General features: G+C 55.5%; 16 protein-coding genes. 6 read left to right on the forward strand and 10 right to left on the reverse strand.

Annotated features, from left to right (window positions below; genetic code table 11):
* Positions 1-6: 6 nt before the first annotated feature.
* Positions 7-1,338 carry an MFS transporter gene (locus tag O1724_RS17785; RefSeq protein ID WP_023323645.1) on the reverse strand — a complete coding sequence of 444 codons (1,332 nt, stop codon included), beginning with the start codon at positions 1,336-1,338 and terminating at the stop codon, positions 7-9.
* A gap of 215 nt (positions 1,339-1,553) precedes the next feature.
* On the opposite strand from O1724_RS17785, the gene O1724_RS17790 reads away from it, so the two are divergent.
* The gene (locus O1724_RS17790; protein ID WP_023323646.1) at positions 1,554-2,474 is read left to right on the forward strand and encodes a LysR substrate-binding domain-containing protein; all 921 of its coding nucleotides are present in this window, start codon (positions 1,554-1,556) and stop codon (positions 2,472-2,474) included.
* 18 nt (positions 2,475-2,492) lie between these two features.
* On the opposite strand, the gene O1724_RS17795 is transcribed toward O1724_RS17790, so the two are convergent.
* The 6 genes from O1724_RS17795 to O1724_RS17820 all read right to left on the reverse strand — a co-directional run bounded on the left by O1724_RS17795 (position 2,493) and on the right by O1724_RS17820 (position 10,089).
* Positions 2,493-3,872 carry an amidohydrolase family protein gene (locus O1724_RS17795; RefSeq protein ID WP_058672811.1) on the reverse strand — a complete coding sequence of 460 codons (1,380 nt, stop codon included), beginning with the start codon at positions 3,870-3,872 and terminating at the stop codon, positions 2,493-2,495.
* Between the two features lies 1 nt (position 3,873).
* The gene (locus O1724_RS17800) at positions 3,874-4,830 is read right to left on the reverse strand and encodes a carbamate kinase family protein (RefSeq protein WP_045335668.1); all 957 of its coding nucleotides are present in this window, start codon (positions 4,828-4,830) and stop codon (positions 3,874-3,876) included.
* Entirely contained in the window at positions 4,827-6,407 is a 1,581-nt protein-coding gene (locus tag O1724_RS17805) for a xanthine permease (RefSeq protein ID WP_126296918.1), read from the reverse strand. The genes O1724_RS17800 and O1724_RS17805 overlap by 4 nt, the downstream gene beginning before the upstream one ends.
* An 11-nt stretch (positions 6,408-6,418) precedes the next feature.
* Positions 6,419-7,834, reverse strand: a complete 1,416-nt coding sequence (locus O1724_RS17810; protein ID WP_059370869.1) for a YlbE family protein — start codon at positions 7,832-7,834, stop codon at positions 6,419-6,421.
* On the reverse strand, positions 7,834-9,375 hold the full coding sequence (gene fdrA / locus O1724_RS17815) for an acyl-CoA synthetase FdrA (protein ID WP_126296919.1): 1,542 nt from the start codon (positions 9,373-9,375) through the stop codon (positions 7,834-7,836). The genes O1724_RS17810 and fdrA overlap by 1 nt, the downstream gene beginning before the upstream one ends.
* A 108-nt stretch (positions 9,376-9,483) precedes the next feature.
* Positions 9,484-10,089 (reverse strand): ankyrin repeat domain-containing protein, encoded by a 606-nt coding sequence (locus O1724_RS17820; protein ID WP_022651715.1) that lies wholly within the window; start codon positions 10,087-10,089, stop codon positions 9,484-9,486.
* A 320-nt stretch (positions 10,090-10,409) separates the two neighbouring features.
* Here O1724_RS17820 and O1724_RS17825 point away from each other — a divergent pair, with 320 nt between their 5' ends.
* Positions 10,410-11,339, forward strand: a complete 930-nt coding sequence (locus tag O1724_RS17825; RefSeq protein WP_015571650.1) for a LysR substrate-binding domain-containing protein — start codon at positions 10,410-10,412, stop codon at positions 11,337-11,339.
* Here the strand turns inward: O1724_RS17825 and O1724_RS17830 are convergent.
* On the reverse strand, positions 11,336-11,494 hold the full coding sequence (locus O1724_RS17830) for a YqaE/Pmp3 family membrane protein (RefSeq protein ID WP_003862203.1): 159 nt from the start codon (positions 11,492-11,494) through the stop codon (positions 11,336-11,338). The two genes, O1724_RS17825 and O1724_RS17830, sit on opposite strands and share 4 nt — an antisense overlap.
* Positions 11,495-11,673: 179 nt before the next feature.
* Here O1724_RS17830 and O1724_RS17835 point away from each other — a divergent pair, with 179 nt between their 5' ends.
* Both O1724_RS17835 and O1724_RS17840 read left to right on the forward strand, forming a co-directional pair.
* A complete protein-coding gene (locus O1724_RS17835; protein WP_126296920.1) occupies positions 11,674-12,192 on the forward strand; it encodes a rhodanese family protein in 519 nt (172 codons plus the stop codon).
* An 82-nt stretch (positions 12,193-12,274) separates the two neighbouring features.
* The gene (locus O1724_RS17840; protein WP_003862199.1) at positions 12,275-12,454 is read left to right on the forward strand and encodes a hypothetical protein; all 180 of its coding nucleotides are present in this window, start codon (positions 12,275-12,277) and stop codon (positions 12,452-12,454) included.
* 37 nt (positions 12,455-12,491) lie between these two features.
* Here the strand turns inward: O1724_RS17840 and stpA are convergent, their stop codons facing one another.
* Entirely contained in the window at positions 12,492-12,896 is a 405-nt protein-coding gene (gene stpA / locus O1724_RS17845) for a DNA-binding protein StpA (RefSeq protein WP_022651717.1), read from the reverse strand.
* 496 nt (positions 12,897-13,392) lie between these two features.
* Between stpA and alaE the strand changes: the two genes are divergently transcribed.
* Entirely contained in the window at positions 13,393-13,842 is a 450-nt protein-coding gene (gene alaE / locus O1724_RS17850; protein ID WP_022651718.1) for an L-alanine exporter AlaE, read from the forward strand.
* 32 nt (positions 13,843-13,874) lie between these two features.
* Here the strand turns inward: alaE and O1724_RS17855 are convergent, their stop codons facing one another.
* A complete protein-coding gene (locus O1724_RS17855; protein ID WP_006811693.1) occupies positions 13,875-14,219 on the reverse strand; it encodes a DUF2002 family protein in 345 nt (114 codons plus the stop codon).
* A gap of 158 nt (positions 14,220-14,377) precedes the next feature.
* Here O1724_RS17855 and O1724_RS17860 point away from each other — a divergent pair, with 158 nt between their 5' ends.
* Entirely contained in the window at positions 14,378-14,704 is a 327-nt protein-coding gene (locus O1724_RS17860; protein WP_017382769.1) for an ElaB/YgaM/YqjD family protein, read from the forward strand.
* Positions 14,705-14,863 lie beyond the last annotated feature (159 nt).

Here is a 14,863-nt window from a genome sequence, read left to right on the forward strand (position 1 = left end):
AATGTTTTATTTCGGCTCTTCCAGCAGCATAATCATTATTAAGCCAATGGCTGCGCAAATACCGAAATAAATAAACACGGAATTAAAACTACCTGTTTTATCCAGCAGATAACCTGCCAGCATCGGGGAAACAAATCCGCCGAGATTACCGCCGCTATTGATAATGGACGCGGCAATCGGATAGGTTTTACTGTCCGCAACAGCCATTCCATAAGCCGTAAAAGCGGGCCAGCCGATATTCAGACAGAGGCCGACAAAAAATAACCCGACGCAAACCGCGACGGTGCTTTGCGGAATATTCAGCATAATAACCATCATTAAAACGGTGCTGATGGCGGTAAACATCATGGTCGGTTTACGTCGGCGGCCGAGCAGTTTGTCGGAGACGTAGCCGCCAAAAATCGCACCGATAAATCCACCGATGCACGGCATGCTGGCGACCAGCCCCATGCTCATAAACGTAAAGCCTTTCTCTTTCACCAGATAGAGCGGGATCCACGTCAACAGTCCGTACAGCACGCTGACCATCATAAAATAGGCCAGGCAGTCGCCGAGAATATTCTTCGAGGTAAACAGCCCTTTTACCGTGCTTACCGGGGCTAATTCCCGCACGCGGATCAGCCGATCGAGGCGTGCAAAGCCTGGTGAAATCACGATATTTTCCCGTCTGGCGTCCGGGGTCTCCTGACCGGCGGTAATGGTCTCCAGCTCCGCTTTCGAGACGAATGCGCTCTCGGACGGCCTGGTGCGTACCAGCAGATACCACAGGACGGCAATGACCAGGCCGGGGATCGCAAAGGAGAAGAAGACCCAGCGCCAGCCCCAGGTCATGGCGATCCACACTGCCAGCGGCGGCACGAGGATGGGCGCGAACATGGTGGCGGCGATGTAGACGCCCGTGGCCGTGGCCTTCTCCTTTGGCGGAAACCAGTTATTGATGGTGGAGGCCAGCCCGACCGGGCACGGCCCCTCTGTTAACCCCAGCCCCAGGCGGATACACTTCAGGCCCAGAACCGAGGTTGCGGTGCCCATCAGCCAGGTAAAGGCAGAGAAGCCGAATATCGACAGTGCCACCATGCCGCGAATTCCCTTTTTGGCAATAAAAAAGCCCGCAGGAATTTGGCTCAGGGCGTATCCCAAAAAAAACATGCTGGCGATGGCACCGGCTTCGAAATTATTGATATGAAATTCGTCAATGATAAACGGCAGTACTGCACCAATATTTGTTCGGTCAGCATAGTTAATGGCATAAACAATAAAAATTAATGCCAGCACAACGAAACGGTAATTGGTTTTTTTAGTCTTTATGTAGGGGACAGCTTGTTCTATACGAGACATAACTTACCTCATTATTCGAACACCGTGAGTCGTTTTATTATTGCGTTCAACGTCAATATATCGGCTCACCCATGAAACGCCATTCAATAAAGCTCATTTATTGCTGAGATAAATTTGATTCGCGATACAGCTCAAAAAAATAACATCGGGATAAAATTGCCCGCTCGCAGTCTCAATGTTATGTTTTTTATCAATTATCGTGTAAGGAGTAGGCCATGTCCGCGCAGGATCGCCAGACGTTATCGCTGCCCTCGCTCAGAAATTTGCAGGCGTTTATCGCCGTTGCTAACGCCCTGAGCATCCATCAGGCGGCGGAACAGCTCAACGTCACGCCTTCGGCGGTAAGCCACCAGATCGCGTCGCTGGAATCGTGGCTGGGCAAGAAATTATTTATCCGCAGCGGCAAAGGGGTTCAACTCACCCCGACGGGAGAAAAATATCTGCGGGAGGTCTCGGCGGCGATGAGCGCCATCGGGCGCGCCACCGATCAAATCGTGAAAGAAAAAGACAATGCTGTGCTTCGCGTGCACTCTTCCCCCACCTTCGGGCTGTCCTGGCTGTTGCGCCGTCTGGGCAGATTCCGCGCCGAATATCCTGATATCACCATCAATCTCACCTGCTCCTATGAGAACCTACAGTTCGCCAGAGATAATATCGACATTGATATCCGTCACGGTATTCCGGACTGGGACGCCTACCGGGTGATGACCATTAAAAACGACACGCTGGTGGTATTGGCCTCGCCGGACTATGCAGAAGAGCATCCCATCAGCACGCCCGCCGATCTGCTGCAACAGTCGCTTATCTCGTCCACCAGCACTCTGGTGAACTGGGAGAAATGGTTCGCCTGGCACAATATCGACAGGCCCTGGCTTAATTTCAGCCTCAGCTTCGACCGCTCCTACATGAGCTTTGAAGCGGCGCGCATGGGGCTTGGGTTTATTCTGGAGAGCAAAATGATGGCTACCGATCACCTGAAGGATGGCTCGCTGGTGCAGGTGCTGCCTGATGAAATGGGTATCGCCATCAACGCGCACCATCTGGTGATGCCGCACATGAACGAACGCGCGTGGAAGATCCAGCAGTTCGTCGAGTGGATTGACCGTGAGTTGCGATTGTCGGGGTATCACCTGTAGCGATACCCCAACGTGGCGTCAGGCGACCGTGCCCCAGACCAGATTCCCCTTGTGGAACGTCGCGGTGCGCGGAGAAATGCGCGCCACCGCCTCGGCGGAACAGGAGGCGTCAACCAGCACAAAGCTGGCGTCGTCCTGCGCTTTAGGCCACACGCGCTCACCTTTGTCGTTCAGCGGCAGCACGTCGCCGGTGGCGATGCCCAGCGCCCGCGAAAGCGTCTGCTCGTTCGGGCGAATATAGAGCTGGGCGTACAGATTGGCTTTCTCCAGCATGTCACCCAGACCGTACGGCGACCAGTGGTCAATCACGCTGTCGGTACCGGTCATGACAAACACGCCTTTATCACGTAACTGCTTCAGCGGCATGTGCAGGGTGCCAATCGGCACGGTCGAGGCGATGGTTACCTGTTGTGCCGCCATGCGGGTGGCGATCTCATCCACCTGCTGTTCGTTAAGCGTGGCCAGCGCGAAGGCGTGGCTGATGGTCAGCTTCCCCTTCAGCGCCGGCGTTTTCTCCACGGTTTCTACCATGTAGTTCACCGCCGCCACGCCCGCCGGGCTGGTTTCATGCAGGTGAATATCCACCCCTTTGTCGTAATCCAGCGCAATCTGGAACATGGTATCTAGCGATTTCTCCATCGCGCCGTCGACGCTGGTTGGGTCCAGCCCGCCCACATAATGCGCCCCCGCCTGCATCGCCTCGCGCATCAGCTTTTCAGAATTCGACAGCAGCAGGCCGTGCTGCGGGAAGGCAACGATTTCGCAGTCAAAGCCTGCGCCCCGGCGCGCCAGTACCGCCTGCAAATTTTCCAGGTTTTTCAGGCCGGAAACCGGCTCTATGTTGCAGTGGCTGCGGGCGATGGTGGACCCTTTGGACTGGATCAGGTCGATCAGCTTTTCGGCGCGTTCTTGCGTGTAGGGCTGTAACTCCGGCAGCAGCTTCTGCTCCAGGCGGATCATGTCCTGAATGGTGGTGCCCGCCGGACGGTTCAGGGAGCGCCATGGGCCGCCGTAGAAGGTTTTATCCAGATGAATGTGCATGTCGCGCATCGCCGGGAGCATCAGCTTTTTGCCCGCGTCGAAGTGCGGCAGGGCCGCATCAGTGTGGCTGTTGTTGTCGAGCAGGGCGACGATTTTCCCGTCTTTGATTTCCAGCGTTTTCAGCTCGGTGCGTGTGCTTGTCGCCACGCTGCCGTCGTAGTTAAACCCGGCTTCCAGCAGCACGTTGTCGAGATAGTAATGTTTTGCGGTGATGTTCATCGGTTTACCCGTCTCGCAGGTTGCCTTTACAGAATCGGCAGCATACGCGACGGAACCCATGGCGCCAAACAGCGCGCAGGCAGTAACCATTTTGCCGCTCTGGCTGATAAACTCGCGGCGGCTTTTATTCTCACTCATCTTATCTTCCTTCATTAATAATATGGGTACCCGTTTCACCGCGCAGCGCTGCGGGCAGGCAGTCCGGCGAGGTGATGATTACGCGCCTGCCGCCATGGCGTAAAAATTCCAGCGAAGCGACGATTTTTGGCAACATGCTGCCCGCCGGGAAGTGGCCCTCATCCATGTAGCGCGTCATCTGCGCCACGTTGACGGTATCCAGCGCCTGCTGGTTCGGCTTGCCGAAGTTCACGCACACTTTCTCCACGCCGGTGGTGATCACCAGCACGTCGGCGCGGATCTCGCGCGCCAGCAGCGCGGTGGAGAGATCTTTATCGATAACCGCATCCACGCTCTGGTAATCGCCCTGTTCACTGCGCACCACGGGAATGCCTCCACCGCCCGCGCCGATGACCACAAAACCTTTCTGCGTTAGCGCCTTAATCGCATCCGCCTCGACGATGCGCAGCGGCTGGGGCGAGGCCACCACGCGGCGATAGCCCCGGCCTGAATCCTCAACAAAATGCCAGTCCGGGTGCGCGAGCTGTAGCTCGTCGCGCTGCGCCTCGCTGAAGAACGCGCCGATCGGTTTTGTCGGGTGCGTAAAGCCGGGATCGTTTTTATCCACCTCCACCTGGGTGACGACCGTGACCGCCTTTTGCTCGCCACGCGCCGCCAGGCGGTTGTTGAGCGCCTGCTGGATCAGGTAGCCGATGCCGCCCTGGGTATCCGCCACGCAGTTTGCCAGCGGGGTCAGCGGCAGCCCTTCCCGCTCGTGGGCGATTTCGGCGCGGCGCAGATCCAGCCCCACCTGCGGGCCATTGCCATGGGTGAGCACGATGTCATAGTCCGAGGCCAGCATTTCGAGCACCGACTCAGCCACCGCTTTGACCGCCTGCGCCTGATGCTCAATCGACTGGCTGGCGTTGTCTTTGATAATGCTGTTGCCGCCGATGGCGACGACCATAAGCTCTTTCATTTTGTTTCCTTTAGAAGGTGCGTTCTGGTGCCCTCACCCCGGCCCTCTCCCACAGGGAGAGGGGGATTAACAGAGGTATCCAGCACATGCTTCACCACAAACATCCCGCCCATCATCAGGTAGGCCGTGACAAACATCAGGGAACTGCCCTCGGCAAAGCCCACCACCGGGGCGTGGATCACGCCAAACAGCGCCAGCAGCGCGCCTCCTGCGGCGGCGACGGCCCCGCGCAGCGGTTTGTTGAGGATGGCGAAGATGGCGATACAGCCCCAGAGCATGCTGGCGAGCGGCGCGCCGTTGCCGAGATGCATCAGGCCTTCGTAGTAGATACCCTTGCTGTGCAACACGTCGGTGCCGATTTTCGCCGCGCTGGTCCCCGCGGCGCTCATCACGCTGTTCATCATGGTCAGCGCCCAGTTGGCGATCCACGGGAACAGGCAGATGAAGATAACGGGCACCTCCACTTTCGGGGTTTCCCTCACCACCTGGTTGGCGGTGACGACGCCGATAAACACCAGAATCGGCACGATGGCGGTCATCGGTATGATGGCGAGCATAAAGGCCCCCAGCCCGAACAGCGGCACGATGAACATGGTCACGCCGGACGCCAGGGTGTAGCCGATGCTGGCGCCCATCGCTTTCCAGCCAGGATGGCCGACGTAGACCGTGACCGGGAACGGATTGCCCATCAGGCAGCCGAGCATCGAGGCCAGACCGTTCGCCAGCATTACCTTGCGGGTCGGGTATTCATCCCCTGCCGCGTGGGCGCTTTCGATGTTCTCCAGGTCAAAGATGTAGTTCGCCAGCCCCAGCGGTACGGCGGACGCCAGATACGGCAGCGCGTGCGGCAGCCCCTGCATAAAGCTGTCCACGTGCACTTCCGGCGGGTTAAAGCCGAAGGATGACATGGACGCTTTAATGGCATCCGGGCTTTGCAGGCCGGAGATCCACGCAAGTAGAGTACCGGCAATTAACAACAGCAGGCCGGTCGGGATACGGGCGAAAATCGGCTTTTTACCGAACCAGTTAATGAAGATCAGCAGCAGGACGATAAACGATACGGTCGGCGCTTCGAACGCCTGCAACATCGGGTTCATCGCCAGCAGCAGCAAGCCAAGACCGGACAGGCACGACAGCAGCACGGTACGCGGGATCATCTTGCGAATGGTTTCCCCAAGGAAGGAACCGCCCGCGAGGATCATCTCTTCCACAAAGCACCACACCAGGCCAATCTGAATCGCGAAATCCGCATCGCCGGTTTGCTGGTAAACCGGCATTAAGACCAGGAAGGTCACGGTAAAAATCGACGGCGCGCTCGGGCCGGACGGCAACGCGGTGACGTCCGTTCGTCCGGTAGCGCGCGCCATTTGCAGGCCAAACCACGTATAGCAAAGACTCGCCACCAGCACCGCCAGCCCGAAGGCTGGCGCGATGCGTCCATAAACAATCTCCTTCGGGATGCCGACGACAAAAATGAGCAACCCCATCATGGTCAGCAAATTGGTCAGGTTGTTGGTCATCAACCCGAAATAAGCTGCCCAGTCACCTCTTTTCCACTCCAGTTTCATGTTTTTCATGGATGCATGCCTTATAAAAAGTAGCGATCGCGGAAGGTCAACAGCGCCTTTTCAAAACAGCTAAACGGCGGGTGAACGATGCCCGCCCCTATCATGCCGATGCCCGCGTCCTTATGGGCAATGGCGGTATTGATGACCGGCAGAATGCCGCTGCCCGCGACCTTCGTGATGTCGATGGCGGTCGGGATCCCCATAAAGGAGAGCAGCGGAATGGTGACGTTCGGGTTTTCGCCGAGGGTGATTTCGCGCATCTGGCGAGAAAAATCGATGGCTTCCTCCACCGTGCCGCCCACCAGTGCCACGATTGCCGGGGCCGTCGCCATCGCAAAGCCGCCGATGCCGTAGGTTTCGGTGATGGCGCTGTCGCCGATATCCAGCCCGGAGTCTTCCGGCTTATAGCCCGCGAACATCGGGCCGATCACCTGCTGCGCCGGGCCGGTGAACCACTGCCCCGGCAGGCCGGAAACGCGCAGGCCGAACTCGTAGCCGTTGCGCGCCATGGTGGTGACGACGGTGCTGTACTCAATGCCGTGGGCGGCATCCAGCGCGGCCTTACACATTGCCATCCACGTCGGACCGGAGAAATAGTCGCTGCTGGCGACAAACTCGAACACTTCACGCTGCTGCGTCACCGAATAGCCCGCCTGGATCAGCCCCGGCGTCAGCGCCTGAATAAGCAGCGTGGTGCCCGCGTTGTTGCGGTTGTGGCACTCGTCGCCCATATGCAGCGCCTGGGCCAGCATCAGGCGCAGGTCGATTTCGCCGATAATGTTCATGGCGTCGCGCAGCATCGGGCCGAGCACGTCGCGCATCCAGTTCAGACGATCGATCACGCTCTGGTCATTAGCCCCCATACGCAGGATCTTCGCCATCTGCTCGCTGAGGTTGGTGAAGGCGCGGTTGCCGTAAGTTTTGTTCTCAACGATGTGCATAAACATCGACGCGGAGGTGACGCCCGCCATAGAGCCCACACAGTCGTGCTCGTGGCACGGCGAGAAGGTGATGTCACCTGACGCCGCCAGCCTTGCGGCGTCCTCCAGATCCGTCGCCAGCCCTTCAAACACCAGCGCGCCGGTAACCGCACCTTTCATCGCACCGCACATGTTTTCCCAGGTAACTGGCGGACCGGCGTGCAGAATGGTCGTGCGGGTCATGCCCGGCACCACGTTGATGGCCTGGTCATAGCCCACCAGCACCGGATGGGACTGAATAATCCGCTCCAGGGCAATTTTGTTTGCGGCGGCAATTTTCTCCGCCAGCGGTTTTTCCGCCAGCTGGTCGAGCGCTTCAACAACCTGCATATTGCCCTGCCCCGGCGGCGTCCAGTCGAGCTGGGTCACGGGAACGTGCTGCTTTTTGAGGTCGTCGCTGAACATCGCAATGCCGACGTTAATGACGTTTAGCGGCTGGTTGAATAAAGTGGTCATTATGCTTTCTCCCCTTTGCAGACAAATTCGCGTGCCAGTAATCCGGTGTTGGTGCTGCTGCTGGCCCAGATGACGCCTGCGTCGGTCAGCAGCTGGCACTGCTGCGCCAGCGACTGCGGATCCTGATCGGTGCCGAGCACGTAGCCGAGAATTTCCAACGGACGGTTGTCGGCGTTCGCGATCGCCTGTGCCTCTTTGATCGCCTCGATCATCACCCCCACCGGATCGTCGTGCGCGCCAAAGCCCAGCACGAAGTCCATCACGATGACGCCCACCTGCGGATCGCGCGCCTCCTGTAGCAGGCGGCTGATGCGGTTGGTCGGGTCGATCATTGGGTGTGGCTTGCCGTTGGTGAAATCATCGTCACCGAAATCAAGGAAGGTGTGGGCCTGGCTAACGCTGATATCTTTCAGACGCCTGGCCGGGTCCGGCTGGATGTTGCTGTAAACATCGTCAAACTTCTCCAGCGCGGCAAACATCGCTTCGTCGCACAGGGTGCCGCCGCAGAACAGGCCGCGAATGTACTTCTGCTGCGACGTCAGGCGGGTGCGTACCTCTTCGATCAGCGGCCAGTTGAGCGGATGTAAATCCAGGTCGTCTTTTTTAATGCCGGTAAGCAGCACCGCTTTCAGGGCCGCCTCTTTGGTGCCACGAGCAAACTGCAAACCGTCTTCATCGGCAGGCGGTTCGTTGCGGCCCAGGAAGCACACAACTACAGGCTTGCGGCAGGCGCGTGCCCGGGCCAGCACCTTCTCAGCCACCGCGGGTGCTGGCGGTTTGGAGATGAGCGCTATCACCCGAATAGCGTCGTCCGCCTCCAGCATGTCGATGGCGTCGAGCATCATCAGGCCGCCGATCTTCTCGCTAAGATCGCGTCCGCCGGTGCCGATCAACTGCGACACGCCGCCGCCGAACTCATGAATGCGCACGCTCAGCTCCTGGCTGCCGGTACCGGAGGCGCCAACGATGCCAATCGGCCCGCGACGCACCGCGTTGGCGAAGCACAGCCCCGCGCCGTTGATAATGGCGGTGCCGCAGTCTGGCCCCATCATCAGCAGACCCTTTTCATGCGCCAGCTGCTTCAGCGCCAGCTCGTCGTCGAGCGATACGTTATCGGAGAACAGCATCACGTTAAGATCGTTTTCCAGCGCCTGACGCGCTTCCCGGGCGGCGAAGGTGCCGTTGACGGAAATCACCGCCAGGTTGCTGTCCGGACGATGGGTTTTGGCGCTGGCAATCGACGCGTAGCGTGCTTCATGGGAGCCCGTGCGCTCTTTACGCGTGAACAGCGCTTCAATGGCGGCCAGGGTTTCATCATTTGCCGCGTCGCCTTTAATCACGATCATCAGGTCGCCATTTTTCGCGTCCGCTAATTCCGGCGTTAATAGCCCGAGGTTTTTTAATACGCCTTTGTTCATTTCCGTCGCCATCGCCACAAACGCCTGCTCGACGCCCGGCAATTTATTGGCTTTGGTGGAAACCGACATTAAGGAAACCGAATCGAAATACGTATTCTTTTTTATGACGATTTTGGTTGGCATTATTTTCACCTGTTTAAGATAAAAGGGGGCCGCCGTCGTGCTAAATGCACGTCGGTAACAATGCGTTTTTTCAGTAACGGCCAGCCAGGGGAAGGCTGACCGAATGCGCTACGCGCCTGCCGCCAGCAGCAGGTCTGCGATCGCGTTGAAGCCTTTTTCCCGCGCCAGTTCGAGCGGGGTTTTGCCGTATTTATCGGTCATGTGCGGGTTCGCGCCGTGATCCAGCAGCAGCTTCACAATTTCCTGCTGCTTTGCGCCGCCGTCGTTTAATACGATGGCCTCCAGCAACGGCGTCCAGCCGACAAAATTGGTGTGGTTGACGTTGATGTCGGTTTTTTCCAGCAGCTCACGCACGATTTCAACGTGCCCTTTTTCACTGGCAGGGGTAATGCCCACGCCGCCAAAGCGCGTCAGACGGTCGAGATCCGGATCCGCCGGAAGGACAATGCGCAGCAGGGTTAAATCATTGGTCAGGCAGCTGATCAGGAAGGGGTTAAAACAGGTCTGGTCCTGTTTATCAATATCCGCCCCGGCGGCAATTAAAAATTCCACACAGGCGTAATGCTTTTTCAGGCTGGCAATAATAATGGCGGTTCTTTTCTGGCGGTTGGTTACGTTAATATCCACGCCTTTTTCCAGGCAGGCTTTTAGCGCGTCGATATTGCCCTCTTCTGCCGCCAGCAGAAATTCTGTAACCAGTGCAGTTGCAGACATATTCAGACTCCCTATGTTTCACTTCTGATGACCTGAGAATAGCAACAGCCTGGTCATAAAAGAATCCGCTTAAAAATGATTCATCGACACGCAATTCATTGTTGAGTTAAATTCAACGGTCCGGCAGAAACGTGCGTCTGTGCAACCTTTTTCTTATGTTTTACCGCTTTTACACGCTTCAGGCTGCATTATCCTTATGGCTGAAAAAGCCTTACAAAGCGCGGCCCTACGTAAAAATACAGAACTGTGACCAACATCAACTATGATGTAACGCCAGTGTTAAAATATGTTCAAAACTGATGGTCACCAGGAGCCATAATATGAATTCCATCTTTACCGAAGAGAATTTGCTGGCCTTCACCACCGCGGCACGTTTTGGCAGTTTTAGCAAAGCGGCTGCCGAGCTGGGCGTAACCACCTCGGCAATCAGTTACACCATCAAACGCATGGAGACCGGCCTGGACGTGGTGCTGTTTGTACGCAACACGCGCAGCATTGAGCTGACCGAATCCGGTTTTTATTTTTATCGTAAAGCGACCGACCTGCTGAATGACTTTCATGCCATCAAGCGCGGGATTGATACCATTTCTCAGGGCATTGAGACGCGAGTGCGCATCTGCATAAATCAGCTTTTGTATACGCCACGCCATACCGCGCGTTTGCTCCAGGTGCTGAAAAAACAGTTTCCCACCTGCCAGATCACGGTGACGACCGAGGTGTATAACGGCGTCTGGGATTCCATCATTAATAATCAGGCCAATATCGCCATTGGCGCGCCGGATACGCTGCTGGACGGCGGCGGCATTGATTATACCGAGATAGGCGCGATCCGCTGGGTATTTGCCATCGCGCCCACGCATCCGCTGGCGTTCGCCCCGGAGCCCATCTCCGAAAGTCAGCTGCGTCTGTATCCCAATATCATGGTCGAGGATACCGCGCATACCATCAATAAGAAGGTGGGCTGGCTGCTTCACGGTCAGGAGGCGATTCTGGTGCCGGACTTCAACACGAAATGCCAGTGTCAGATCCTGGGGGAAGGTATTGGATTTTTACCGGAATACATGACGCGTGAGGCGGTGGAGGATGGGCTGCTGGTAACGCGGCGAATCAATAATCCGCGCCAGGATTCGCGCATGCTGCTCGCCACGCAGCATGCGGCGACCGGTCAGGTCACGCGCTGGATAAAACAGCAATTTGGCCCCGAAGGCGTGCTGACCCGGATCTACAGTGACTTACTGTGGCGTACCTAGCTCTTCGTCTGAACCCAAAATGCGTGGATAAGACCGGGGAAGTAGCCCAGGATGGTCAGAAGGATATTCAGAATAAACGCCCAGCCCAGCCCCTTGCCAAGCAGCACGCCCAGCGGCGGGAGAATAATCGTAAAAACAACGCGCCAAAAACCCATAAATAACTCCGTGCAAGCTAACCAATTGAAAATTATAAAAGACACTTCTCTAAGCGTAGCCAGTTTAAGGGTAACTGCCATTCATCTCTCGCGCTTTTACCTGCCTTTACCCTCTTTACACTGGCTTAAACCCGGCCTTAAATGCTCTACTGTTCTGAAATTGACCGTAAGGAAACATAATGTCTCTTCCTCTTATTTCGCCGCAGCAGGCAAACGCGCTTATTGCTGAAGGCGCCAAACTTATCGATATTCGCGACCCCGACGAGTATGCCCGCGAGCATATTCCGGCGGCGCACTCCATTCCGCTGGATTCGTTACCCGGCGGGCTTAACGCGGCGCCGGGAGAAACGGTGATTTTCCACTGTCAGTCCGGCGCACGAACCTCAAACAATGCTGCTCGTCTGGCGCAGGCAGCATCCCCTGCGAACGCCTGTGTGGTTGAGGGAGGCATTCAGGGCTGGAAACAGGCCGGGCTGCTGACCTTTGAAGATCGATCGCAGCCGCTTCCGCTGATGCGTCAGGTGCAGATCGCTGCCGGGCTGCTGATCCTCTGCGGCGTGGTGTTGGGTTACAGCGTCTCCAGCGGTTTTTTCCTGCTGAGCGGTTTTGTGGGCGCCGGGCTGCTGTTCGCCGGAGTGACAGGTTTTTGCGGTATGGCGCGACTTCTGAAAGTGATGCCGTGGAACCGACGTACCTGATAAGGAGTATCTGAAAGATTAGGCTGTACCCCGTCCCAGACGTGGGCTATGGTGAAGATCATGACAATGATGAGGAGGTGCTATGTTTTCTGTCGGTGATTATGTCCAACCGCGTCAGGGCGGTCCGAAACTGAAAGTGCTCGAAGTGAATGGTGAAAACATTGTGGCCGTGCAGGCCAGCGATGAGCAGGGCGAGAAATATCACCTGAAAGCGGCGGACGTAGTTCTGTACTCCGAAGAAGGTGACTTTGGCGTCTGCTAAGTCAATAATCGGGCGGAATACACCGCCCGAATAATCATCAGATCAGGAAATCGTCCAGCGATTTACCGTTTGCCAGTGCGGTCGCAATTGGCTTTGGCGTACGTCCCTGACCGGTCCAGGTTTTTTCTTCACCGTTCGCGTCAATAAAACGATATTTCGCCGCACGCGCTTTACGTTTTTTCGTCGGCTGACCCGCCTGCGCCAGGTCACTGCCTAACAGATCGCTCGGAGAAATACCGTCAGCTTTCATCAGTTCCAGCAGAGCATTAATTTTATCCTGCTGTTCAGCGCGTTGACGCTCTAATTCAGCCTGCTCGCTGCGTTTTTCTTCAGTGACAATCCGGAATTTTTCCAGCACTTCTTCCAGAACATCCATGGATAATTCACGTGCCAGCGCCCGGAGGGTACGAATATTATTAAGATTCTGTAACGTTAAAGCCATAATAATGAAAAACCTTTCTTCGTGTGTATAACATAAATCAGGCAACAGAATAATTGATTTTGGTTCTGATATCTACCCACCGTGACGTTTTGACATTATTGTAAATGTTTTAGAATATCCCGTTAATATAACCCTGAAATATATGTCTGTTTTAAAGCGTAATATACCGCCCTTCCCCAGGCCAAAAAACCCTGTTTTAAACCGTTCAAAAAACCGCCTCCAAAATCCCACACAACAAAGGTTTCACAGGCGCATAGATAATCTAATTCATTGATATATTTCACTAAAATAGGCGCGAGGAGAGAAAATAACGAAGCGCGCAAAAAACGCACATTTTTAGAGAATTTTATGGCTAAAGCGCCAGTAAATAAAAATTAATCACTACTTGTTAGTTAAAAGCCAGAGAGATACGCTATACACTCAAAACAAACCAACCTAAAGCACTAAAGGCCGCAGGTAAAACGCCACTTTTTTGTCCTGTTCGAGGAGTTCAGACATGTTCTCACCGCAGTCTCGCCTGCGCCATGCGGTAGCGGATACGTTCGCGATGGTCGTTTACTGTTCCGTCGTGAATATGCTGATTGAAATTTTCCTGTCGGGAATGTCCTTTGAGCAATCTCTCTCGTCGCGCCTGGTGGCCATTCCGGTGAATATCATGATCGCCTGGCCGTACGGCCTGTACCGCGATGCAGTGATGCGTTTAGCCCGGCGTATTAGCCCGGCGGGTTGGGTAAAAAACCTGGCGGACGTGCTGGCTTACGTGACGTTCCAGTCCCCGGTGTATGTGTTTATTTTGCTGACGGTGGGCGCAGACTGGCATCAAATCGCCGCTGCGGTAAGTTCAAATATCGTGGTATCCATGCTGATGGGTGCGGTGTACGGTTACTTTCTTGACTACTGCCGCCGCCTGTTCAAAGTCAGCCCTTATAGCCAGGCAAAAGCGTAAGGTAAGGCGACTGGCTCATGCCAGTCGCAGAGTTATTGTACGTCGCCAAACAGCCCTTTCAGGAATCGCTCCAGCGCCATACGCGAGCTGAAACCGTGCGGAATACCATAATGTTCATGCGTCTCGCCGCCTAAATAGAGCGGAAATTGCTGATAATGATCGCAGGTTTTAATATCCGAGGCGGGCTCAGCAAATGACAGGCTTCTGTCTTTGAGTGTCGGGTGAATAATGAGAGCAGTACGCCCCATTCTTGCTTCACGGTTGACGTAAACATAATTCTCACCACGGCGATATCCGTATGCTTTTGATGTTACCTCATCCATGGTGAACCCTTCTTTTTCAAGAACGCGCGCCACCTCATCGGGTCGTAAATACATATCTTTTCCTCATTATCATTCCTGCCCGGCAACCTTACAGTATTCAGCATTAGCAGGGCTTTCAGAATATTCCATAAACTGCCCGATAAGCCGTGACTCGCTTCAGATATTACATTTCTGGACTAAACTAAACGGGAACACAAATTATGGAGGATCGTATGTTTAACAGACCGAACCGAAACGATATTAATGACGACACACAGGATATTCGTAACGATGTCAGCCAATTAGCGGACACGCTGGAAGCCGTATTGAAATCCTGGGGCTCTGACGCGAAGGACGAAGCAGATGCCGCGAAACGTAAGGCTCAGTCTCTGCTGCGTGAAACGCGGGCAAGGATGAACGGCCGCTCACGTACCACTCAGGCGGCCTGCGACATGGCCAGCTGCGCCACCACCTTCGTACGTGAAAAACCGCTTTGTACGCTGGGAACGGTCGCGGCGGTCGGGATTTTTGTCGGCGCCCTGCTTAGCCTGCGTAAGTAAGCGCGCGTTCTTAGCCCCGGTAGCCTCAGGCGCCGGGGCTTTTCTTTGCCTGACAACCTGAAAAAACCGTACAGCCCGCTCTGCCCCGCCAGGCTCATCATTGGGGCCTTATCAATCTGAATTTCCCATATCTTGTGTGGTTGAAACTTATATAAACTA

The sequence above is a fragment of the Enterobacter cloacae complex sp. HYC074_NIDB genome, from assembly GCF_056673345.1.

Excerpts from the sequence above, each read along its gene's own strand:
- O1724_RS17800 (WP_045335668.1), bottom strand. The coding sequence starts at position 4,830 with ATGAAAGAGCTTATGGTCGTCGCCATCGGCGGCAACAGCATTATCAAA.
- O1724_RS17805 (WP_126296918.1), bottom strand. The coding sequence starts at position 6,407 with ATGAAAAACATGAAACTGGAGTGGAAAAGAGGTGACTGGGCAGCTTAT.
- O1724_RS17840 (WP_003862199.1), top strand. The coding sequence starts at position 12,275 with ATGTTTTCTGTCGGTGATTATGTCCAACCGCGTCAGGGCGGTCCGAAA.
- O1724_RS17820 (WP_022651715.1), bottom strand. The coding sequence starts at position 10,089 with ATGTCTGCAACTGCACTGGTTACAGAATTTCTGCTGGCGGCAGAAGAG.
- fdrA (WP_126296919.1), bottom strand. The coding sequence starts at position 9,375 with ATGCCAACCAAAATCGTCATAAAAAAGAATACGTATTTCGATTCGGTT.
- O1724_RS17785 (WP_023323645.1), bottom strand. The coding sequence starts at position 1,338 with ATGTCTCGTATAGAACAAGCTGTCCCCTACATAAAGACTAAAAAAACC.
- stpA (WP_022651717.1), bottom strand. The coding sequence starts at position 12,896 with ATGGCTTTAACGTTACAGAATCTTAATAATATTCGTACCCTCCGGGCG.
- alaE (WP_022651718.1), top strand. The coding sequence starts at position 13,393 with ATGTTCTCACCGCAGTCTCGCCTGCGCCATGCGGTAGCGGATACGTTC.
- O1724_RS17835 (WP_126296920.1), top strand. The coding sequence starts at position 11,674 with ATGTCTCTTCCTCTTATTTCGCCGCAGCAGGCAAACGCGCTTATTGCT.
- O1724_RS17855 (WP_006811693.1), bottom strand. The coding sequence starts at position 14,219 with ATGTATTTACGACCCGATGAGGTGGCGCGCGTTCTTGAAAAAGAAGGG.
- O1724_RS17860 (WP_017382769.1), top strand. The coding sequence starts at position 14,378 with ATGTTTAACAGACCGAACCGAAACGATATTAATGACGACACACAGGAT.
- O1724_RS17825 (WP_015571650.1), top strand. The coding sequence starts at position 10,410 with ATGAATTCCATCTTTACCGAAGAGAATTTGCTGGCCTTCACCACCGCG.
- O1724_RS17830 (WP_003862203.1), bottom strand. The coding sequence starts at position 11,494 with ATGGGTTTTTGGCGCGTTGTTTTTACGATTATTCTCCCGCCGCTGGGC.
- O1724_RS17790 (WP_023323646.1), top strand. The coding sequence starts at position 1,554 with ATGTCCGCGCAGGATCGCCAGACGTTATCGCTGCCCTCGCTCAGAAAT.
- O1724_RS17810 (WP_059370869.1), bottom strand. The coding sequence starts at position 7,834 with ATGACCACTTTATTCAACCAGCCGCTAAACGTCATTAACGTCGGCATT.
- O1724_RS17795 (WP_058672811.1), bottom strand. The coding sequence starts at position 3,872 with ATGAGTGAGAATAAAAGCCGCCGCGAGTTTATCAGCCAGAGCGGCAAA.